The organism is Mesorhizobium australicum WSM2073 (assembly GCF_000230995.2).
GTDB classification, from domain to species: domain Bacteria; phylum Pseudomonadota; class Alphaproteobacteria; order Rhizobiales; family Rhizobiaceae; genus Mesorhizobium; species Mesorhizobium australicum.
On record NC_019973.1, the window covers coordinates 5,081,650 to 5,101,854 of the forward strand.

Genomic DNA, 20,205 nt, shown 5'->3' on the forward strand with positions numbered 1-20,205 from the left:
TTCTTCGAAAAGGAAGAGTTCGGCACGAGTACCCCTAGACTAGCAGCATTGGGGATTGGTGGCCTACTGGCATGTCATTACTCTGGCTGGCCTTTAATGCCATCTGGAAGCATGACAATCCGAAAAGCAAAGTTAAAGAGCGCATGTCGAACAGCCTGAGAACCTTTCTGGCGGGAGTTGTCCTTTTTCCGCTGGTCCTCGTCGCGAACGGAGCGATTCCGGGCTATATGAGCCCTACGACATTGCAGGTGTTCTGGCTTATCGGCTTCTCGAAGTCTTTCGCAAATTACGGATCTCTGTACGCGCATAATTTCGGGCTTCCTGAGCCGGCAGCAATATCCTTCGGCCTATCTGCGGCGCTTCCTGCGGCAATACTGTTGAAAGTCGGGGTATCCCCGGCCAACGCTTATGCAGCGGTGTTCGCCATGTGGCTTGCCACTGCCTTTGTAGGGGCATTCTGGTTTGCGAGATCAGTGGGGGTTGGACGACCAGCATCATTACTCAGCGCCTTGTTATGGTGCACGTTTCCGGTTGTCTGGCAGCATAATGGCTACTCGACGCTGGCGCTTGGGATCGCACTGCTGCCGTTCTATTATCTTACGGCCATGAAGGTTTCGATCGACCGGCTCTCTGCGTGGTCGTGTCTTGCCTTTGTTGCTGCTGCCTTTGTGGCGGTGTTTATGGACGGCTATACGTTCATGATGTTTGCCTCCGGCACCGCTTTGACGTTCGGCTGCGAGCTTGCCAGCCGCCGTCGCGATCTAAAGATAGATCTGCTCTACCGCGCCTTCATCATTACTCTAACGTTTGCTGCATCCTATGCCGCTTACGCCTTCTATGAGGGAACTTCAGACTTCGGCGCGCAAGCCATCGATTTTTTCCGAGGATGGGGCGCGAGCCTCGAATTCTTCTTCGTACCGACATCGAACGTGTTGGCGATCCCCGACCTGCTGGGTTTTAGCATAGCGCGGGCGCCGGATGACTTTTTCGGGGATGCGTCGACGTTCATTTCGACCTTCTGCGCTGGGATCGTGATCGTAGCACTTTACGGCGCACTCACACTCAGAGAGAGAAGGTTCCACCTATTGGTCTTCGGTTTATTTGCGATCGTCGGGTTCTATATGGCGCTCGGGCCAACAGCAAAATTTCTAACCTACCGGCCTGCTGGCGCCAGCCAACTGATGCCTGCTTCATACGGACGGTTCGAAACCGGGAATCGGTGGATTTCTCAATATCTGCCCGGCTTCAGAACCATGCGAGCCAGTTACCGCTGGACGGCATTCGGAATGTTCGGGTGTTGGGCTATCTTCGTGTTGACGCTGGCAAGCGGCAAGCTGTCGATGAATACCAGGGCAGCTCTGATTGTGATCTTGCTGGTCCTCAACATACCCAGCCGCGCACCACTGCACGAATACCGACGCTTTCGAGACATAGTTAACGCGATGACCACTGAGGTGGCATCGTGGAAACCGCACTTTCATAGGGGGGAGACGGTCGCGTTTCTGCCTTACGGCAATGACTTTCTCATCAATTATGTCGCAAGCGAACTAGACATCCGAACCTACAATGTGGGGGGAGACAAGAACCTCATGTCCGCCATGAGCAACTGGCCCGATGAGATGACCGGCTTTGAACAGGGAAAAGTGACGCCTGAGTTCGCGATGAGAGTGAAGGCGTTTCTTGAGAGCGGCAAAGCCGATGCCGTCGTTCTCCCATATATCAGTCTGCTGTGGTCTGCTTACGACTGGCCGGCACCGAATGAGCGGGAACAAGAACTCTCATCGATCGCCAAAGCTCTCGACGCCGAGGATCGGTATGATGCGGACTTTATGGAGCACTACGCCGTTATCCGGCTTGCTCACGGTCTCGATCCGGCGGGCACCTTATCTGTCTGGAACGCGATGCCGCCGATAGATCTGGACAAACCAGTGAACTTCGCGAGCGGGGAAGTCGGCGACAACTATCTCGTTGAACGCGGTTGGTACCCGCCCGACCCGACAGGGACATGGTCTCGCGTAAAGCAGGCATCAATCCTGGTCGACGTGACCGACATTCCGGACGGAGGGAGGTTGAGCGTTACATTTTCAGCCTTCGCCCCTGGAGATACCTGCACCGAAGTCGAAATCAGTAGTGGAACGACAGTGATGTTACGCCACAATTACTGCAACGTATCTGGTTGGATTTCCGCCGAACTTCCGCGAACCGGTTTGGCGAAGAATGGGCAGTTGGATTTCCGCGTTGATCAGTTACGTTCTCCCGCATCTTACGGGAGTCTCGATACTCGAATGCTCGGCATCCTCCTTCAATCTCTGTCGGTGGTCAAATAAGGCACGCAATCGTCGTGCAAATTCTTATGTTAAATCCGTGGGTCAAATAGAGAAAGCATTCCGCCAACCTTGGACCCCATCAACGGAAATCCGGGGGCGTCCATCAACTAATTCAATGATCGCCGGGCGCTCCATTTCGAGCTTCCAGCCCTCATTCAGGAGGGCGGTCATGATGCGTCCCTCGATCTGGCGGGAATGCGTGCCGATGACGATGTAGCGAACGAATTTATTGAGGTCACTGATTGCTGCTTCGACAAAGTCTGCCTCGCCGCCCTGGATATCGATGTGCAGGAGGTCAACTGGCTCGCCTTTGACGATCTCGACCAGCGGGACGGCGTCAAGTTGCTGATACTGACCTGACGTCGAGGCTTCCTTAATCTGTGCCGCCGACGCTTCCAGGATAGGCTCCGAGCCCCAGGAGGCGCCCGGATTTTCGACTATCGGAAAGAGTGCCACTCCCTTCCTGGGCGCGGCGACACCATGGATGATGCTGAACTCCTTTTCCGAAAAGCCGTTGGTCGCCATCGCCTCGTGAGCATAGGCGACATGCTCACTGTCCCCCTCGATGCCGATCAACTCTACCTCCAGTCCCCGGTTGCGTGCGGCGACGCCTGTGTTGTTCAGCCAGCATCCCCAGCCACATCCCAGTTCCACCACACGAAAGCGACCCGAGGCGAGATCGACGGCCCTCAGTGCAGCCGCCCATTCCGCTATGTCGGCGTGCCAATTGGCTGGGATCGGTATCGGCTCGACGGTTCCCGCCTTGCCGCCGAGAATGCCCGGGAAGAACCGGGGCGAAACTTTGACGCCGAGAAAGTTCGTGACATAGGATGGGTGCGCCTGCAGGTCGCTCCGCGCATGGCTATTCATGGCGCCTATTGCATCGAAGCTGCAGTTATAGTGGAAGAATACGCTACCCGATCCCGGTTCTCCGGACGCTCGCAACTGCTGGTTTTCCCGAAGCAGGGCATCGCGTTGTGCCAAAAGACTGGCACGATCCTGCCACAGCCTCCTAATCTGCGGTATTCTGAGCGCAGCGGTCTTGAGCATTGTTAACGCCTCCGGGATTAAACTCGATGTCCAGCAGGACCTAACGATCTGCTGCGTTCCGTCAGTCTCGTTCATTGGTTATCCAATAAGAGCGACGGGCGACCTGCCCGCCGGCGAAAAAGAGAAGGTCGCCCAGGATAGTGACCGCTCGCCCGATCACCACCGCCAGCAAAATGACTGGGCTCGAGCTGAGCCCTCCAAGCAGAAAGAGCAGTACCGCCTCCCTGACGCCGAGCCCGGCCGGCGCACCCGGAGTTAGAAGCCCCAAAAGCCAGGCCAAGATATATGCTCCAGCGATTGCCGGGTAGAGCGCGAATTCGCGAGCTCCACCTGCAAGGTCGAAGACTGCGACGAAGACCAGGCCCGAAAGCCCGAGAAACCCGAAATAGCAGATCGCGGCGTGGCAAAAAGCGGCACCGCCGAGATGGCCAATCAGCCAAAACGCGATAGCTACTGCCGCGACGAACGAAACCCAGCCGAACCAATCCGGCAAACCGGTCACGACCAGCGGCAACACAAGCGGCGAAAAGAGAAGTCCGCCGACAATGAGGGCCGCCACTTCATAGGCGGTCGACTTGACGAGCGGTCCGTTGCCGATGCCGGCCGCCACGCCGATCGCCTGCCGTCCTGCAAATTGAAAGATATTGCCGGGAACATATTTGGCGAGTTGCGAAATGGCATAGGTGCGAATCGCCCAAGGCCGCGAGACGGGAGCACCAAGGTGGTGCAGAAGATGTCGCCAGCCGAGAGCAAGCAGCAGGTTCGACACTCCATAGACGCCGGCCAAGGCTATAATGGCGGTGTAGCTGGCTGCTCCCATGCGGCGAAAATCGATCTCGCCGGTGTACCCCTGGAGTCTGATCCCTACGAAAACAACACCGGCCAACCCCAGGAAGGCTCCAATGCGATTGAGCCAGGTCTTGGCACGAGGGCCAAGCGCCACGATCAATGCCTTTTCTTCGGCTTGCAGTGCATCATGGTCCATGGCAGCGGAGACAGAACCTCGACCACATCGAAAAACTCTGAAGCCAGCGCGACGATGCCGCGCTGCGACCAGTGCTGCAGATGGCCGGGCGTGTTGCCCAAGGCCGAGATGTATTTCCCGCGCGCCAAGTTCAGGACACGCCAGATCGGCTCCCGGGGTACGCTGAGGATCAGGTCCGACCTGACGATACGCTCCAGCGCTTGCAATGCCTTCCGCGGCTCCTCGAGATGCTCCATTACTTCGCAACATACGATGAGATCGGCGCTGTCTGGTTCAGGGGCCACCTCATAAATACTGCGGACAGCGAAACGCCGGTGGTCAATATCCTTTCCGCGCGCGTTCTCCTTTGCCATTCCGATGACTTGGGCAGAGAAATCGGTGCCTCGCGCGTCGATACCCTGCTCCAGCCAGCGCATGACCCAATAGCCTTCTCCGCATCCGACTTCGTGAATAGTAGCGGGCCTCACCTTAGTCACCAAGCTGGACAATGCCGCTTCGAAACCTTGCACCATCCGGCGGGCGATCGGGTTGCGCGTGCCATATTTGTCATAGGTGTTGCCTATGACGATACCGTCTTCCGCCTGCCCGCCAGCTACCTTCATCTTCCTATCCTGCTTTCCTGCTGAAGCGGGCTTCTGCGTAGTTGCCATTCTCTCCCTGCGTGGAACGCTGCGTATAACGAATGTCTTCGAGAAGCTTGCGGTTGGCGGCGATCACGTCGGCCAGAAAGGCGACGAGAAGGGACTGGAAACCCATCGTCATCAGCACGCCCGCCAGGACCACCGACTGAATATGGCCGCTAACCCCTTCGGTCAAATAGAAATAAAGGAAGCGCAGGCCGAGCAAAAAACCAAGGCTGAAGAGGATAGCCGCGATCCAGCCGAAAAACCGAGCCGGCTGGTAAATGACGAAGATACGTATGATCGTGAAGATGGAGCGCTTCAGATAGGAAGGAATGCTCTTCACCAACCTTGACGGCCGCAAATCACCATTGACTCGGATCGGAACCGAGACCACGCGCATGTTCTTGCGCCCGGCCTGGATGATGGTTTCCAGCGTATAGGTATAGTTGTTGAACACGATCAGGCGCTGGGCCGCGTTTTTCGAGATCGCGCGAAAGCCGCTCGGGGCATCCCGCACATCAGTGCCGCTGGTCACCCGCACGACCCAGCTGCCCAACTTCTGCAGAAGCTTCTTCACCGGGGAGAAGTGCTCTATCTCCGATATCGGCCGCGCGCCCACGACCATATCCGCACGCCCCTCCAGCACCGGCCTGGTGATCGCCGGAATGTCGGCGGCGCGATACTGGTTGTCCGCATCGGTGTTGACAATCACGTCGGCGCCGCGCGCGAGGCAAGCTTCGATGCCGGTCATGAAGGCATAGGCGAGACCGCGGTTGCTGGTATGACGCACAATGTGGTTTACGCCGTTTTCCTCGGCGACCCTCACCGTCTCGTCGCTGCTGCCGTCATCGATGACCAGCCATTCGACGCTGTCAAACCCGGTGACGGTCCGCGGCAGATCACTCAGCGCTGTCGCAAGCGTCTCGGCTTCGTTATAGCAAGGAATCTGGATAATCAGCTTTGGCAGCGGCGTACTCTCGAATTGGATCCTGACACTCCGTGCGTCTACCACCATCGGGCGGAGGCGCAAATGATTTTTCCTCGGGAAAACCGTATTTCCCATTTCGAACCACGGAACCTGCGAAATGTATATTAGCGTTGCTTCATAATGATCTGCCGCATGATCATCCCTCGCAGCGTTGTCCTGCTATCGCCGCAAAAATGTCCGGCATTCTTTGCCTAATTCGCTTCCGGAGAGACGATTGAAAATCGGGATCGACGGCAGGAATCTCGGATCAGCCACCGATGGGATTGGCAGGTTCGTGCACAATTCGGTCAAAGCGCTGGTGGCGCTCGGCGCCGATGTGTTTGTCTATGCGCCGAGCAAGATCAATGCGAGTTACGATATTCCGCCTGGCGTTTCCGTCCAGGTCGCCAACTTCAATGGTCCCTACGCGAGGGCGTTCTGGGGACAGGCAATCCTGCCCTCCTGGGCCTTGCGCGATCGGGTGGATGTCGTGTGGGGGCCGTCCCATCGTCTGCCCTTCATCCTGGACGGCCGCATCGGGCGGGTGGTCACGATTCACGACCTCGTCTGGCTGTATGCCGCGCAGACCATGCGGACCCGGACCTGGCTGGGCGACCGCTTGATGATGAAGCCTGCGCTGAAAACCGCTGATGTCGTGGTCGCGGATTCGACAGCAACGGCCACCGCCCTGGCCGCCGAGTTCCCCTGGCTGAAATCGCCGATCAAGACGGTCGCACCCGGCACAACCGCGCTGCCGGCTCCGAGCGATTTTTCGAGTTTGGCGCCTCTCGGCATCACCAAGCCCTACGCCCTTTTTGTCGGCACGCTCGAGCCGCGAAAGAACCTCGGCAACCTGATTAAGGCCTATGGCCTCCTGCCGCAGAGCGCCCGGTCGCGCTGCGACCTGGTTATCGTCGGCGGCAAGGGCTGGAAGCAAACGGGCCTGGCCGACGACGTGCGCGACGGCGCACTTGGGACGAATATCAAGTTTACCGGCTTCGTCGATGACGCGACGCTCGCCACGCTCTATTCGAATTGCCTCTTTCTGGCGATGCCATCGCTTTACGAGGGGTTCGGCTTTCCAATCGTCGAGGCACAATCTTTCGGCAAACCGGTGCTGACGTCGAACACCTCGTCAATGCCTGAAGTGGCGGGAAACAATGCCGTGCTCGTCGATCCGGAAGATCCTGCGGCAATTGCCGCTGCATTCAGTCGCCTCTGTACCGATGCGGAATTCCGGAACGGGATCGCCGCGGATGCGAAGAAAAATGCCGGGCGCTTCACCTGGGAGAACCACGCCAAGGGCATGCTGCAAATTTTTGAGCAGGCCATCGAGCAAAGACGGAAGACCCGCGTTTGAAAGTCCTGCACTTCTTCAAGACCTACTGGCCGGATACGTTTGGCGGCGTGGAGCGGACGATCCATGCCATCGCGCAAAGCACGGCGCGCCACGGCATCGAAACCGAAGTGCTTTCGTTGAGCCGAATCCCTGGCGAGAACACACGGGCTTTCGATGGGCATATGGCCCGCAAGGCGAAACTGGATTTCGAGCTGGCATCGACCGGTTTTTCACGCGAGGTCTTTCGGGAATTCAGAGCGCTCGCCAAAAATGCCGACCTGATACATTACCATTTTCCATGGCCGTTCATGGACATCGTGCATTTTCACGCCCGTCACGGCAAACCGACGGTCGTCACTTACCATTCCGATATCGTCAAACAGAAACTCATCCTGCCTCTTTATCGACCGCTGATGCTGCGCTTCCTGAAGGACGTCGACGCTATCGTCGCGACGTCTCCGGACTATTTGAAATCGAGCCCCGTTCTCAGAGCCTTGGGGGGCAAATCGACGATCATTCCCATCGGCATAGATGAAACGGCTTATCCCACGCCGACCGAAGCCGACAACAGCTGGTGCCAAGCGGCTGTGGCGGAGCCTTTCGTGCTATTCGTCGGCGTCTTGCGCTATTACAAGGGGCTGGACGTGCTGATTGAGGCAGCCGACAGGATCAGGTGCAAGATCGTTATTGCCGGGTCGGGGCCTATCGAGGAGAGCCTCAAGCTTCAGGCCAAGACGTTGCGCCGCAACAATGTGATGTTTCTCGGCGAGGTCACGGAGCAGCATAAGATGGCTCTGCTGCGCAACTGCCTCGGCTTCGTTTTTCCGTCTAACCAGAGGTCGGAAGCCTACGGGCTTTCACTGGTGGAGGCTGCCATGTGCGGCAAACCGATGATTTCGTGCGAAATTGGAACGGGAACAAGTTATGTGAACAAAGCCGGCGAGACGGGGCTAGTCGTTCCGTCTTCAAATCCAGCACACCTGGCCGAAGCCATCAACCAGATCGTCGATTCGCCCGTCGAAGCAGCGAATTGGGGGCAAGCTGCCCGTGATCGCTACATCAGGCTCTTTACAGCCGACAGGATGGGAAGGGCCTATGCCGATCTCTACCGCCAGCTCGATAGTGGCCGCCGCTGAAGGCGGCTTTGCGCCGCGGCAGCCAGTGAATCCCTCCACCGGCCGCTGCTTGGTCATGCAGTTAGGGGCCGTTGGAGCCCCCGCTTACGAGACGATGGACCACTTCTCGGGCCGACTTCTGCCAGTCCGGCGCCGTCCATCCGAATGCCGCGCCAAATTTCGCGCTCGATAGCCGAGAGTTGGCGGGGCGGCGCGCCTTGGTTGGGTAGTCCATCGTCGTGATATCCCCTACCCGCGCCCAGGGACCACCAAACTTCAGGCTTGTGTCGAGGATATGACCGGCGAAGCCGCTCCAGTTGGTCTCGCCACTGCCGGCCAGATGACAGATGCCGAACCCGGCGAAGTCCTTGTTGCGGTGCAGCATGGTGGCCGCATGCAGGATCGCGTCGGCGACATCAAGCGCGGATGTGGGATTTCCCCATTGATCTGATACCACCGAAATCTCATCGCGGTCGGCGGCGAGCCGCAGCATGGTTTTCACGAAATTCTTGCCAAACGGACTGTAGACCCAGGCGGTGCGCAGGATCAGGTGGCGCGGATTGGCTGATGCCACCGCCTGCTCGCCGGCTAGCTTGGAGGCGCCGTAGACACCGAGCGGCGCCGTCGGGTCGGTTTCGATATAGGCATCGGCCTTGGTTCCATCGAAGACATAGTCGGTCGAAAGATGGATGACCGGCACGCCCAGCCTCGCCGCGGCCTCCGCCACCTTGCCGGCACCGGTCGCGTTCACCGCAAAGGCCAGATCGGGCTCGTCCTCGGCCTGGTCGACGGCGGTGTAGGCGGCAGCGGATACGACGATATCAGGCTTGGCGCCCGCGATGGCGTCGATGATGGTGTCGGGCCATGCCAGGTCAAGCTCCGGGCGACCGATGGCGACGACCTCCACGCCCGCGCGCGCCTGGCCGGCCGCGAGCAGGCTTGCCGCGACCTGGCCGTCGCGTCCGGTGACAAGCAGCCTCACGCGCCCACCTTGCGGGCTTCGCCCAGTCTTTCGCCGGCATAGCGCTGTTCGCGGATCGGCCCCCACCACCATTCGTTGTCGAGGAACCAGTCCACGGTCCTGGCAAGGCCGCTGTCGAAATTCTCCCTGGGTGTCCAGCCGAGCTCGCGGCTTATCTTGGTGGCGTCGATGGCGTAGCGGCGGTCGTGGCCGGGACGGTCGGTGACGAAGGAGATCAGCTCGCGATAGCGCCTGCCGCCGGCGCGCGGACGCCTGGTGTCGAGCAGGTCGCAGATCGTCTCGACGACGGCAAGGTTGGTGCGTTCCGAATTGCCGCCGACATTGTAGCTCTCGCCCGGTTGCCCTTTCGTGGCGACGAGTTCCAGGGCGCGCGCGTGATCCTCGACGAACAGCCAGTCGCGCACATTGGCGCCGGCGCCATAGACCGGCAGCGGCTTTTCGTCGAGCGCGTTGAGGATGACGAGGGGGATCAGCTTCTCGGGAAAATGATAGGGGCCGTAATTGTTCGAACAGTTGGAAAGCACGACCGGCAGGCCGTAGGTCTCGTGCCAGGCGCGCACCAGATGGTCCGAGGCCGCCTTCGAGGCGGAATAGGGCGAGGACGGCGCGTAGGGCGTCTCCTCGACGAACATGCCGCCGTCGAAAGACAGGTCGCCGAACACCTCGTCGGTGGAGACGTGATGGAAGCGGAAGCGGCTTTTCCTGTCCTCGGACAGGCCACGCCAGTATTCCAGCGCGGCGTTGAGGATCTTGTAGGTGCCGACGATGTTGGTCTCGATGAAGGCGCCCGGTCCGTCGATCGAGCGGTCGACATGGCTTTCGGCGGCCAGGTTCATGACGATGTCGATGTCGTGCCGGCGCAGAAGGTCGAGCACCGCCCTCTCGTCACAAATATCGGCCTGGGCGAAGCTGTAATTATCGGCGTTCTCGATCGGCCGCAGCGACGCCAGATTACCCGCATAGGTCAGCTTGTCGAGATTGGTCACCCGGTAGGCCGGGTTGGCGCACAAATGCCGGCACACCGCCGAGCCGATGAAGCCGGCACCGCCCGTCACCAGAAAATTCATACCGCAGTCCTCACGCAAACACCCATCAGGCGAATACCTCGGCGACGGCGAGCAGCGGCGCCTTGAGGTCCTTGTCCGAAAGCTGGAAGCCGCCGGCCAGCGACGGCCACTCGATATCGATGGCAGGATCGTCGAAACGGATCGACCGGTCGTGCTCGGGCGAATAGGTGTCGGTCACCTTGTACAGCACCTCGGTGTCGGGCACGAGCGTGACGAAGCCGTGCGCGAAGCCCCTGGGCACCAGGATCTGGTTGCCTTTTTGCGCCGACACTTCGAGGGGGACCCATTTTCCGAAGGTCTTCGAGGCGCGGCGGATGTCGACGGCGACATCGAGAATGCTGCCGCGGATCACCCGCAGCAGCTTGTCCTGGGCACGCGGCGCTAGCTGGTAATGGAGCCCGCGCAGCACGCCCGCGGCGGCGGAATAGGAGTGGTTGTCCTGCACGAAAACCAGGTCGATGCCGGCCTGCGAAAAACGCTCGGCATTGTAGGTTTCCATGAAGAAACCGCGCGCGTCCCCATGGCGTTTGGGAATGATTTCCAGCAGACCTTCGATGCCAAGGGATCTCACCTCGAGCATTTAGCCCTCCGACAGCTCGACGACACGTCGGCGTAGATAGGCGGCGTATTCGTTCCTTCCCAGGCGAGCTGCACGCTGCAACACCTCGTCAGCGCTCAGCCACCCTTGTTCGAAGGCGATTTCCTCCGGACAGGCAACCTTGATGCCTTGGCGGCGTTCGATTGTGCGCACGAACGAAGAAGCGTCATCCAGGCTGTCATGGGTGCCTGTGTCGAGCCAGGCATAACCGCGTCCCAGCCGATGCACCTGCAACTGGCCACGCTCGAGATAGGCATTGTTGACCGCCGTGATTTCGAGCTCGCCTCTCGCCGAGGGCCGGATCGTCGAGGCGATTTCAACAACATCGTTGTCGTAGAAATAGAGACCCGTGACGGCCCAGTTGGACTTCGGCTTTTGTGGCTTTTCCTCGATCGTCAGCGCGGTTCCGGTCGCCTTGTCGAAAGACACCACGCCATAGCGCTCGGGATCCTCGACATGATAGGCGAACACCGAAGCGCCGCTTTCACGCGATGCCGCCGTGCGGCAAAGCTTCGACAACCCATCGCCAAAATAAATGTTGTCGCCCAGGATCATCGATACGCTATCCGCACCAATGAAATCACGGCCGATGATGAAGGCTTCCGCCAGACCATTGGGATGCGGCTGCTCGGCATAGGTCAGCTCAAGCCCAAATTCCGATCCGTTGCCTAGCAGATCGCGGAAAACCGGCAGATCCCGTGGCGTGGAAATGACCAAAATCTCGCGGATTCCGGCGAGCATCAAAACGCTCAGCGGATAATAGATCATGGGCTTGTCGTATATTGGGAGTATTTGCTTAGAGACTGCCAAGGTCAACGGATAAAGACGCGTTCCGCTGCCTCCAGCAAGGATGATTCCTTTCAAGAAGCTCTCCTTGCCATGCCTAAGTCCCTCCCCTCAGGGCCTGTGCTTAGGTTTCATGCATTGGCTTGTCAATCGCGGCAAGCAACAAACGCATCGGCTGGGTTCGATACCGGTCTACCGGCGCCTCCCGCTTCGGCCGAACCCACCTGGTTCTACCTTGGCAAGGCCGATGCCTTGGCCGGGACAAGCAGATTGTCCTCGTCACGGCGGCTGGCCTTGCCCGGTTCATCCCTCTGGTCGAGCCGATCGGCAAAACCGCGGTGAAAGACAATACCGTTCAAACAGGCAAACGTCATCGCAAGGGCGGCGGTTCGCAAGGGATAATCGACGAGGGAATGAACGAGCAGAAAAGCCAGCGACAGAAAGGCCGCCTTCTGCAACGGTTCTCCGCGAATTCTAGCTGACGATGCGGACAGCAGCACCGCATAGGCAACCATCAGCAGGATAGCCGGCAAACCGCCCTCCAACGCCAATTCCAGATAATCGTTGTGCGCGTGATTGACATAAGACTTGAAGATCATGCTGCCTTTTTCATGGATCTGGTAAACCTTCTGAAAAGCACCAAATCCGACACCGGTGGTCCAATTCTGTTCAATTCCCTCAATCGTGGTCCGTGCGAATTCGGCTCGTCCAAAGGCCGGGTCGACCACTTTGGCATCGATCTTTGCCCACGCGCCGATCGTGTAGATCGAAAGACCGATGAAAACCGCGAGGATGCCATAACCACCAACCCTCGAGCGCGCGGACAGGAAGACAACGGAGATGGCGGTGATCGCCAGCCCGATCAAAATGCCGGCCCGCGAACCGGCGGCCAGAAGCAGCAGCAGGAGGGTTACTAGACCGAGCGCTCCTGAAAGAAGGTGGCCGCGGAACAAGCCATAATAAACCACGAAGGGGATCGAGACGAAGAGCAAGGCCGAGAAGTGGTTCTGGTTGGCAAAGAGACCCGCATTGATGGTAAACGGCAGCAGTCCCTCGATGGCAACGGTATCGGAGAGCGAATACTGGATCGCCGCCGCCAGGCCATTGCAGATCACCCCCATGAAAAAGAACGGCAGAAGACCGTGGACCTGCTCAGCGCGCAGGCGCAGGACGGCGAGGAAGAACGCCGCGGCCGCGACAAAATAGAGCATGCACTCGATGGTGCGCCCCACTCCGACGCTGACGAAGCGCAACCGGCTTTCGCCATCCAGCCATGGATCCGCAAGCAGCACCGCGGGCCGCACCCCCTCGAGCAGGGCGCCGGGCAGCGGCACGACCTGAAAACAGAACACCGCAACCACGAGAGCAAGCAACCACAACACGGCGCGGGGAATTGCCTGTTGCGACGGCCTCGAGAGGATCGCCGCGGCGGAGATGACCGCCGCAATCTCGATCAGCGTCTCGGTGTACAGACCGCTCGCGGTGCCGCCACCAATCAGCATCGATAGAAAGAGCACCGAGCCAAGAAGATATTTATCCCACTGCGTGGGCTGTCGCGACCGTTCTCTCACGACGATACACTTTCGATGCTCAATTTGTGCATGACCAACGTCCCGACATACCGAAACCGCCAACTCTGTGCGATCGCGGCCGTTTCCAGTCTCAGCAACTGCATCGGGCACGCCGCCGGCCCAACCGTGAAGTCCAGGCTCAGGCTTCGCCTGTTGAAGGTGCCTTCCGGTATGTTGAAGCGCGCGATCTCGTGTGAGGGAGCGACGCATCTGAGAGACCAGAACAATTCCTTCGGCAGTTTGAGATTCGTGGCCGAAGCGTTCAGGGAAATCCTGTAGGAGCCAGGAGGAAGTTCGATAAATTGCTGAAGCGCCGCGTTCTTGACGGGCGTGTTCAGAAATCGAATCGTCGCTCCGCTGTCGCTTTCACCTGCATCCCGCGATCCGGCGAAGGTGATCTCCATACCCGACCGGTCGTGTATCACCCAGTCGAATGGTTTGCCGCTGTGGACCGGTTCGAAGCCGCCGTTGAAAATGTAGCCGCCCAGTTTCCGTTCCTCGTCGGACAGGCTGAAGAGAAACAGCCGATAGGCCGGGTCATATTGCCTTTGCTTGATGTAGCCATCGATCACGGCCGACAATTCGTTGGACGTTGGAGACGTCGGGGACCCCGCGAGATCGAGCAACAGTTGGTTTGCGGCTGCCAAACCCTGGGGGTTCTGGCCAAGGGTCGAAAAAAGCTTGCCCCGCCATGGCGCCTCCGCCCGGATGGCGGCGAGCACGGCCCCGTACCCTTCGGGATTGGCGAGAATGGCCGGCCAACCGGCGGCCACGGTTGAAAATTGATCAGGCCACCGACGCAGCAAGATATCGATCTCGGCTACAGCCCTTACCAGGTTGCCCGTCTCGACGGAGCGATCGATGGATCTCTGCAATGCGTGTATTTCGGTCTTGGACAGCATTCGAGCCCGATCAAAGAGTTCGAACGCCTGGTCCTTCTCGCCCTGGCGATACTTGATCTCACCGATCAGGCTATAGAGGCGTGCATCCGCGACGTTGAAGCGAAGCGCATTCCGGGCCTTTGCGGCCAACCCGTCGAGATCGGCACCGTCGTTCGTCTGGTTCAGTTCGCCGGCGATCTCGCCTATCAAAGCATCTACGTTCAACGGATCCAGCGCGAGAGAGACGCTTGGCGTTCCCGTCTCAAGAAGACGACTTAGCCCGGTCGACGAAGCCATCAACACCAGAACGGAGGCGACGAACCAAACGCCTGAACGCAGGAGACTTTGCATGCGCGGGCTGGCCTGCTCCACCATCGACTTTGCCCTCGATTTTCGGGATATTCGTGCCGTATTCGTAATACTGGGAATTCATGTATTTGTAGGCGTAGTTGTAGTCGAACTTGTTCACCTGGAATTTCGACATCGCTGCCCCGATGACATTCGCTCCGGCTGCTCGTAGACGCTTCAGAGCCGTTTTGGCGGATTTGCGGGTTACCTGGTTGGTGGAAATCACCATCAGCGTGCCTTCGGCAAGCCGGCCGAGGATCGGCGCATCCGAAAGGCCAACGACGGGCGGCGCATCGATGATGACCAGATCGAAGCGCTTGCCGAGATTGGTGATGATCAGCGCCATTTTGGGCGAAGAGAGCAGGTCCGCCGGGTTCGGCGGTATCGTCCCCGATGTCAGAACAGTCACATTGGGATATTTCGTCGCTCTGAAGATACCGGCCAGATCTTCCTTGCGAACGGTGTTTGTCAGGAGATTGCTCAAGCCGATCGCGTTGTCGAGGCCGAACAGCCGATGCAGATTGGGTTTGCGCAAATCACCGTCGACAAGCAGAACCTTTGCGCCGAGAGCGGCAAAATCCTGGCCAAGCTTGAACGATGTGGTCGATTTACCCTCCGACGGTTCGGAGCTGGTCACCAGCAGCGAACGCGGCGCCCCTTCCGCTCCTGAGAATTGCAGCGACGTCCGCAACGAACGATAGGCCTCCGAAAGCCCCGACTTCTGATCGGCTATGCTGGCTATGAGTTCCCGGTCGTCGACGAGCGGCAAGATGCCGAGCATGGCCAATCCGAGCTCTTTTTCGATCTGCTCCGGATTTGTGAAGGTGTTGTTGAGCAATTCGACGATGTAGATGATCGACGCACTCAAGGCCATGAACAGCGCCAGGGCTATTGCAAGATTGATGCTGAGGCGAGGAGAATAAGGGCTCAAGGGCCGGGTCGCGAAATCGACAACGGCAGCGCTTTGCGTCTTCAGCTCAGAACTCACGCCGACTTCGTTCAGCTTGGCGATCAGGCCGTCATACTGCGACCGGTTGGAATCGACCTCGCGCTTGAGGATGGTGTATTTGATGTTCTTGTCGTTGAAGACGATCTGCTGCTTTTCCAGCTCCGTGAGCTTGGCCTTGAGGTCGGCTTCCTTGTTCTGCGCTTCCTGAAATTTCAACCGTAGCGAGTCGGTTATCGCCAGCACGCCATTGTTGTAGAGCCGCTGCAGTTCCTTGATCTGCGACTGCAACTGCTGCATTTCTGGAAAGCCAGGTTTCAGGATGCCTAATTTCTGCTGGTATTGGCTTGTGAGGTCCGCGAGCTTTTCACTGAGCTTCTGCAGGCCTTCGCTCTCCAGAACCGGACCGAGACTGGCGCCACGCCCCTTGTCCACCTGATCCACCATCCGCCCGGCATCGAGACGCTCCTGGATTGCGGTCGCGAGTGCCGTGTTGAGGGCCTCGATGTTTGACCCGATCAGCGATTTGTCGCCGCCGGTGACGGTAATGCCGGCATCCTTGGCATAGGCGACCAGTTCCTCCTCGGACTTCTGCAGCTTCTGTTTGACCTGCAGGACCTGCTCCTGAATGAACTGCCTTGCCAGATCCGACGTCTCGCTGGTCTGGTCGAGACGTTGATCGATGAAGCTCTGGGCGACCTGATTGGCGACATCGCTCGCATATTTCGGCTTCTGGTCGACGAAGGTGATCGACAGCAGGCTGGTGTTCGTCACCAGATTGACCGTGAGGTCATCGAGGACGCGCTTGATCGCCATGCCTTCCCGCTCTTCGGGCGTCTTTTCCTGGATCGAGAGCGATTTGGAAATTCCCAAGGCGCGGTAGAAGATGTTGCCTATTGAAAAACTCGGAGTCGGAAACAGGAAGTCCGGCTTTTCGGCTAGGCCCAGTTGAAAGACCACGCGCTGCGCCAAGGCCCTGCTCTTCAATTTCTCCCGGGCGGTCAGAAACGCCCGGACGTCACTGTTTTCGGAAACCACCTCAATGTCCTGGAAGACCTTTGCCGAAGGGACCAGAACCTCCAGCTGCGTCGTCGCTTGATATTTGGGTGTCTGCATCATCGTCACAATGACACCGGCGACGAGGCCCGCCACGGCCATCATGACGATCAGCCAGCGATACTGGATGACATAGAACAGCAAACGGAGCGGATTGAAGCCCTCGTCCTGGGCGGCATAGTCACGGCCATACGGGCTATAATTCTGCGCCCCATCGTAATAAAGATCCGCGGACAGGGCTTGGCCATGTCCGGGACCGGCAATTTGGGGCTGCCTGTTGCGATCGAGCATGGCGCAAAGTCATCCTGGTTTGTCCGTGGGCCGGCCGTGCCTGTCTTATGGAATGACCGCAATGCGGGCCGCGCTCGAGGCGAGACCCAACGCGTCCTTGAGATTGTTCATCGCGATTTTCGACTTCGAAGCGAAAACGACGATCACGTCGCCGCCGTAGATGCGCGGGTTGCGATTCTTGCCTGCGCGAATTTCCTCGACATTGTAGTTGGCGACCAGCCTGCTCTGGCCAAAATTGCGATAGACGAAGACCTTGCCGGCGTCGCCGACAGCATTGAATCCTCCGGCGAGCGCGATCGCATCCAGCAGGGAAGCGCTGCTGGACACCGGATAGATGCCTGCCCTGTCGACTTCGCCGTCGACCGTAATGCGCTGGCCTACCGATTCCTTCACGAAAATCGTCACGTCAGGCGATTGCAGATATTTTGCGCCGTACGCGGTCTCGATTTCCTTCTCGAGCTGACGAACGGTCTTGCCGGCCGCGGTCATCGCGCCAATGAGCGGAAGGGAAATCTGGCCGCTGGCATCGACCTGAACGGTCCTGTTCAAATTATCGACCTGGAAGACGCTGACTTCGAGCACGTCGTTGGCGGACAGCGGCTGCTCGCTGCCATTTTGCGTGTTTTGCGGCGCTGGCAGGTCTTTCACCACCTGCAGCGCACCACCGCCGGCAAGGGCCGTCGAAGACGATGTCGGTTGCAACGCTTCGACGGAGGCCGTCGATGATGTCGAAGAAGAGCTCGCGCAAGCAGAGAGTGCAAGCAACGCGGCCAGCGTCGGCATACCTGCATTGTTTCTGGCACGATCAAAAATGTTCATCCCAGAGACCCGCTCTTGAACAGCCGACCCAATCCGCCGAAACGGCTCGCGCTGCCGGCATACAATTTCTTGGTGCTCACTTTTCCAATGGGCGCGAGCAGCTGATTCTGCAATATCGCGCCCGGGCGTTTCACCGCCATATTGTAGGCTTCATCTTCGCCGCACCGATTTGCGATGGCGACCACCGCCTGGGAAAGCCCCGGCCGACGCCTCGACGGGCCGTGCGCATCGGATGCGATGATGTCCACCCTGCCTTCGTCGAGCAGCTTTTCCGAGTAGTAGAGAGCGGTCCGGCCAAAGGCTCCTACGACCGAATCCGCCGTGAGCTGGATAAGGCAGCCCAATGCGTTCAATCGCTCGACTACGTCATAGTTCGATTTGATCCAGGTCAACCGTTCAGGATGGGTCAGGATCGGAATATAGCCCGCGCCAACGAGGCGGGAAGCGAGATCCTCGAGCCGCGGCGGCAAGACGTGATGCGGTGGCTCAAAGAGGAAATAGCGCGATCCGTTCAACGTCGGCACTTTGCCGAGCTTCAGCCGGTCGGGAAGATCAGGCGAAACATGAACGTCGGCGCCGACGTAGAGGACAAGCGGGATGCTGGCGCAAGCAAGTTCCCTGACCAGCGCCTCGACTGCCTGGGCAATATTTGTCGTGCCGTTCTCATAGACGCCGGGCATGACGTGCGGGGTGCACACCATATGCGTTGTCCCATCAGCCGCTGCCAGCCGCGCCATTTCGAGCGATTCAGCCAGACTGGAAGAGCCATCGTCGAGACCAGGCAGAATATGGGAATGCAGGTCAATCATTGGCGTTTCTGTCTGCATGGAGGCAAAGCGACGCCGCTGCCTCGACAAAATACAAACGCATCACCCGCATGGCGGCGAATGACGCATTTCACAAGCTTACGCAGAACAGGAACGCTGGGGACCGACTAGCGGCTGACGGCGTCATCGTCATCCTGCAGGCCGAGAAGAAGGGCCGCGCCACCGCCAATCGCACCGGCACCGAGGAGAACCGGCAAAACGCCGGGCTCGGAACCGGCCGGCACGACAGCGGCTTGCGGTGCATCGAACGACACGCACATACCGCCCTCGACAGGGTCGATCTGGACGGTCACATTCGCCGGAACGTTGAACGCGCAATTGGTGCCCACAACCAGGGAAGCCGAAGCTTGCGCCCCCGTCATGATGCGTGCGCCCGAATAGACCGGCGCCTCGCCATTCACACCGGTATAACCGCCAGCCTGTGACATCCGCACGTCACCCTGGACGTTGGTCAACTGGCCGACCACACTTCCCGAAACCGGTATGGCCGCAAGGCAGGAACACTGCGCTGCCTGTGCGAAAGCCGCGGACCCGGCAAACAAAACATTTCCCGCTGCGAGCGCTACAAAAGCAATAACAACTCCAACTCGACCCGTCATTTCCGCCCCATCGAAACCAGCTATTCCCCGCCAGGATCGCCCACACTATTTCAACAACTACTAATGCAATATAGTTAACGAACCCATCTAAAGACACTATCGGCGCGCCGCGGCCAATCACGGCAATGGGCCACAGCCTTCAACGGCTGACAGCGCTGTCGTCGTCCTGCGTAGCCGCAAGCACGCCGGTCGCAAGAAGCGCACCAGAAAAAATTCCCTCGGGCGGACCGAAACCGCCGACCGCTCCGCCAGACTGCTGGATGGCGGCGGTCTGCTCGGAGCCAACCAGCTTGAGGCAGATGTTGCCCTCGACGCGAGAGACATCCAGGCTCGAACTCGCCGGCACATCCAGGTTGCAGCCGCCAACGGCCACGGACGCCGACCCCTTGGCGCCGACCACCACACGACTGCCGGAATCAAGCATATTTCCTGCCTTGGCCGGGCCGTAGCCGGCGGCCTGCGACACCATCACATCGCCATTGACGGAAACAATGGATCCAACCGGATTTGACGCACCATGATAGGCAGTCGCGCAACTGCAAGATGCTTTCTGAGCAAATGCGGAAGCGGAACCGAAACCGACGGAAACAACAAATCCAACCACCACGGTTCTGACGATGAGATTCATTCGTTTTGCCCTTCTCTCGAAGCCGCTCCTTGGAACTTGCAAATCAAAAGTTTATGACATCAGCGCGTAACAGTTTTTTGCCACAATTCCAACCTGTTTCGCGCCGGCGCTAGAATTTTGACTTGCCTCGTGCCTTTGGGAGCTCACCATTTAGCAATAGCGCATGAAAAGTTCTGATTATCGCCGGCGAATTTCAGATTACCCGAAAAACAATTGAGATATCCTTTGCTCCGTGACTGCGCGCGAGCGCTCCTGATCAGACTTGGCGAACGGGAAGGTGGTTCACCATCACCGATGCAGCCACGGCAGCTTGCGCCTGGTCGGACAATCGTGGACTGGCAGCGGCTCATGAAGCCCCGGCGATCGGCCGCTAAGACGGAAATAGATCCGGTGTCAGCCG

The 20,205-nt window shown here is 58.8% G+C and carries 18 protein-coding genes; 3 read left to right on the forward strand and 15 right to left on the reverse strand.

From position 1 onward, the window contains the following. Positions 1-71: 71 nt before the first annotated feature. Positions 72-2,327 (forward strand): hypothetical protein, encoded by a 2,256-nt coding sequence (locus tag MESAU_RS24525; RefSeq protein WP_015318715.1) that lies wholly within the window; start codon positions 72-74, stop codon positions 2,325-2,327. 42 nt (positions 2,328-2,369) lie between these two features. Here MESAU_RS24525 and MESAU_RS24530 read toward each other — a convergent pair whose 3' ends face one another. The 4 genes from MESAU_RS24530 to MESAU_RS24545 are packed head-to-tail and all read right to left on the reverse strand — an operon-like array spanning position 2,370 to position 6,015. After that, entirely contained in the window at positions 2,370-3,452 is a 1,083-nt protein-coding gene (locus tag MESAU_RS24530; RefSeq protein ID WP_245262896.1) for an FkbM family methyltransferase, read from the reverse strand. Continuing rightward, on the reverse strand, positions 3,439-4,362 hold the full coding sequence (locus tag MESAU_RS24535; protein ID WP_245262897.1) for a hypothetical protein: 924 nt from the start codon (positions 4,360-4,362) through the stop codon (positions 3,439-3,441). Before MESAU_RS24535 ends, MESAU_RS24530 begins: the two co-directional genes overlap by 14 nt. Then, positions 4,323-4,964 (reverse strand): class I SAM-dependent methyltransferase, encoded by a 642-nt coding sequence (locus MESAU_RS24540; RefSeq protein WP_015318718.1) that lies wholly within the window; start codon positions 4,962-4,964, stop codon positions 4,323-4,325. Before MESAU_RS24540 ends, MESAU_RS24535 begins: the two co-directional genes overlap by 40 nt. 4 nt (positions 4,965-4,968) lie before the next feature. Continuing rightward, positions 4,969-6,015 (reverse strand): glycosyltransferase family 2 protein, encoded by a 1,047-nt coding sequence (locus tag MESAU_RS24545; protein ID WP_224598170.1) that lies wholly within the window; start codon positions 6,013-6,015, stop codon positions 4,969-4,971. Positions 6,016-6,187: 172 nt separating this feature from the next. On the opposite strand from MESAU_RS24545, the gene MESAU_RS24550 reads away from it, so the two are divergent. Both MESAU_RS24550 and MESAU_RS24555 read left to right on the forward strand, forming a co-directional pair. After that, on the forward strand, positions 6,188-7,312 hold the full coding sequence (locus MESAU_RS24550) for a glycosyltransferase family 4 protein (RefSeq protein ID WP_015318720.1): 1,125 nt from the start codon (positions 6,188-6,190) through the stop codon (positions 7,310-7,312). Further along, positions 7,309-8,427 carry a glycosyltransferase gene (locus MESAU_RS24555; RefSeq protein ID WP_015318721.1) on the forward strand — a complete coding sequence of 373 codons (1,119 nt, stop codon included), beginning with the start codon at positions 7,309-7,311 and terminating at the stop codon, positions 8,425-8,427. The genes MESAU_RS24550 and MESAU_RS24555 overlap by 4 nt, the downstream gene beginning before the upstream one ends. 61 nt (positions 8,428-8,488) lie before the next feature. On the opposite strand, the gene rfbD is transcribed toward MESAU_RS24555, so the two are convergent. The 11 genes from rfbD to MESAU_RS24610 all read right to left on the reverse strand — a co-directional run bounded on the left by rfbD (position 8,489) and on the right by MESAU_RS24610 (position 19,805). After that, complete coding sequence (rfbD, locus tag MESAU_RS24560; protein ID WP_015318722.1) at positions 8,489-9,388, reverse strand: dTDP-4-dehydrorhamnose reductase; 900 nt, start codon at positions 9,386-9,388, stop codon at positions 8,489-8,491. After that, positions 9,385-10,455, reverse strand: coding sequence for a dTDP-glucose 4,6-dehydratase (gene rfbB, locus MESAU_RS24565; protein WP_015318723.1), 1,071 nt, complete (start codon positions 10,453-10,455; stop codon positions 9,385-9,387). The genes rfbD and rfbB overlap by 4 nt, the downstream gene beginning before the upstream one ends. A 25-nt stretch (positions 10,456-10,480) precedes the next feature. After that, complete coding sequence (gene rfbC, locus MESAU_RS24570; RefSeq protein WP_015318724.1) at positions 10,481-11,035, reverse strand: dTDP-4-dehydrorhamnose 3,5-epimerase; 555 nt, start codon at positions 11,033-11,035, stop codon at positions 10,481-10,483. Next, complete coding sequence (gene rfbA, locus MESAU_RS24575) at positions 11,036-11,917, reverse strand: glucose-1-phosphate thymidylyltransferase RfbA (protein ID WP_015318725.1); 882 nt, start codon at positions 11,915-11,917, stop codon at positions 11,036-11,038. Positions 11,918-12,069: 152 nt separating this feature from the next. Next, positions 12,070-13,341, reverse strand: a complete 1,272-nt coding sequence (locus MESAU_RS24580) for an O-antigen ligase family protein (protein ID WP_157163666.1) — start codon at positions 13,339-13,341, stop codon at positions 12,070-12,072. Positions 13,342-13,406: 65 nt separating this feature from the next. Next, positions 13,407-14,666 (reverse strand): tetratricopeptide repeat protein, encoded by a 1,260-nt coding sequence (locus MESAU_RS24585; protein WP_041163496.1) that lies wholly within the window; start codon positions 14,664-14,666, stop codon positions 13,407-13,409. Next, positions 14,554-16,932, reverse strand: a complete 2,379-nt coding sequence (locus tag MESAU_RS24590) for a GumC family protein (RefSeq protein ID WP_015318728.1) — start codon at positions 16,930-16,932, stop codon at positions 14,554-14,556. The genes MESAU_RS24585 and MESAU_RS24590 overlap by 113 nt, the downstream gene beginning before the upstream one ends. Positions 16,933-16,977: 45 nt before the next feature. Then, complete coding sequence (locus MESAU_RS24595) at positions 16,978-17,715, reverse strand: polysaccharide biosynthesis/export family protein (RefSeq protein WP_245262898.1); 738 nt, start codon at positions 17,713-17,715, stop codon at positions 16,978-16,980. A 32-nt stretch (positions 17,716-17,747) separates the two neighbouring features. Beyond that, complete coding sequence (locus MESAU_RS24600) at positions 17,748-18,560, reverse strand: tyrosine-protein phosphatase (RefSeq protein ID WP_015318730.1); 813 nt, start codon at positions 18,558-18,560, stop codon at positions 17,748-17,750. Between the two features lie 125 nt (positions 18,561-18,685). After that, the gene (locus tag MESAU_RS24605) at positions 18,686-19,006 is read right to left on the reverse strand and encodes a hypothetical protein (RefSeq protein ID WP_157163667.1); all 321 of its coding nucleotides are present in this window, start codon (positions 19,004-19,006) and stop codon (positions 18,686-18,688) included. Between the two features lie 310 nt (positions 19,007-19,316). After that, on the reverse strand, positions 19,317-19,805 hold the full coding sequence (locus MESAU_RS24610) for a hypothetical protein (RefSeq protein WP_015318732.1): 489 nt from the start codon (positions 19,803-19,805) through the stop codon (positions 19,317-19,319). Positions 19,806-20,205: the final 400 nt, after the last annotated feature.

What these genes read in the sequence shown, in the direction of transcription:
- MESAU_RS24585 (WP_041163496.1), bottom strand. Translation starts at nt 14,666, where the DNA reads ATGGTGGAGCAGGCCAGCCCGCGCATGCAAAGTCTCCTGCGTTCAGGC.
- MESAU_RS24530 (WP_245262896.1), bottom strand. Translation starts at nt 3,452, where the DNA reads ATGAACGAGACTGACGGAACGCAGCAGATCGTTAGGTCCTGCTGGACA.
- MESAU_RS24605 (WP_157163667.1), bottom strand. Translation starts at nt 19,006, where the DNA reads ATGTCACAGGCTGGCGGTTATACCGGTGTGAATGGCGAGGCGCCGGTC.
- MESAU_RS24525 (WP_015318715.1), top strand. Translation starts at nt 72, where the DNA reads ATGTCATTACTCTGGCTGGCCTTTAATGCCATCTGGAAGCATGACAAT.
- MESAU_RS24540 (WP_015318718.1), bottom strand. Translation starts at nt 4,964, where the DNA reads ATGAAGGTAGCTGGCGGGCAGGCGGAAGACGGTATCGTCATAGGCAAC.
- rfbB (WP_015318723.1), bottom strand. Translation starts at nt 10,455, where the DNA reads ATGAATTTTCTGGTGACGGGCGGTGCCGGCTTCATCGGCTCGGCGGTG.
- MESAU_RS24590 (WP_015318728.1), bottom strand. Translation starts at nt 16,932, where the DNA reads ATGCTCGATCGCAACAGGCAGCCCCAAATTGCCGGTCCCGGACATGGC.
- rfbC (WP_015318724.1), bottom strand. Translation starts at nt 11,035, where the DNA reads ATGCTCGAGGTGAGATCCCTTGGCATCGAAGGTCTGCTGGAAATCATT.
- MESAU_RS24610 (WP_015318732.1), bottom strand. Translation starts at nt 19,805, where the DNA reads ATGAATCTCATCGTCAGAACCGTGGTGGTTGGATTTGTTGTTTCCGTC.
- MESAU_RS24580 (WP_157163666.1), bottom strand. Translation starts at nt 13,341, where the DNA reads ATGCTGATTGGTGGCGGCACCGCGAGCGGTCTGTACACCGAGACGCTG.
- MESAU_RS24535 (WP_245262897.1), bottom strand. Translation starts at nt 4,362, where the DNA reads ATGGACCATGATGCACTGCAAGCCGAAGAAAAGGCATTGATCGTGGCG.
- MESAU_RS24600 (WP_015318730.1), bottom strand. Translation starts at nt 18,560, where the DNA reads ATGATTGACCTGCATTCCCATATTCTGCCTGGTCTCGACGATGGCTCT.
- MESAU_RS24595 (WP_245262898.1), bottom strand. Translation starts at nt 17,715, where the DNA reads ATGCCGACGCTGGCCGCGTTGCTTGCACTCTCTGCTTGCGCGAGCTCT.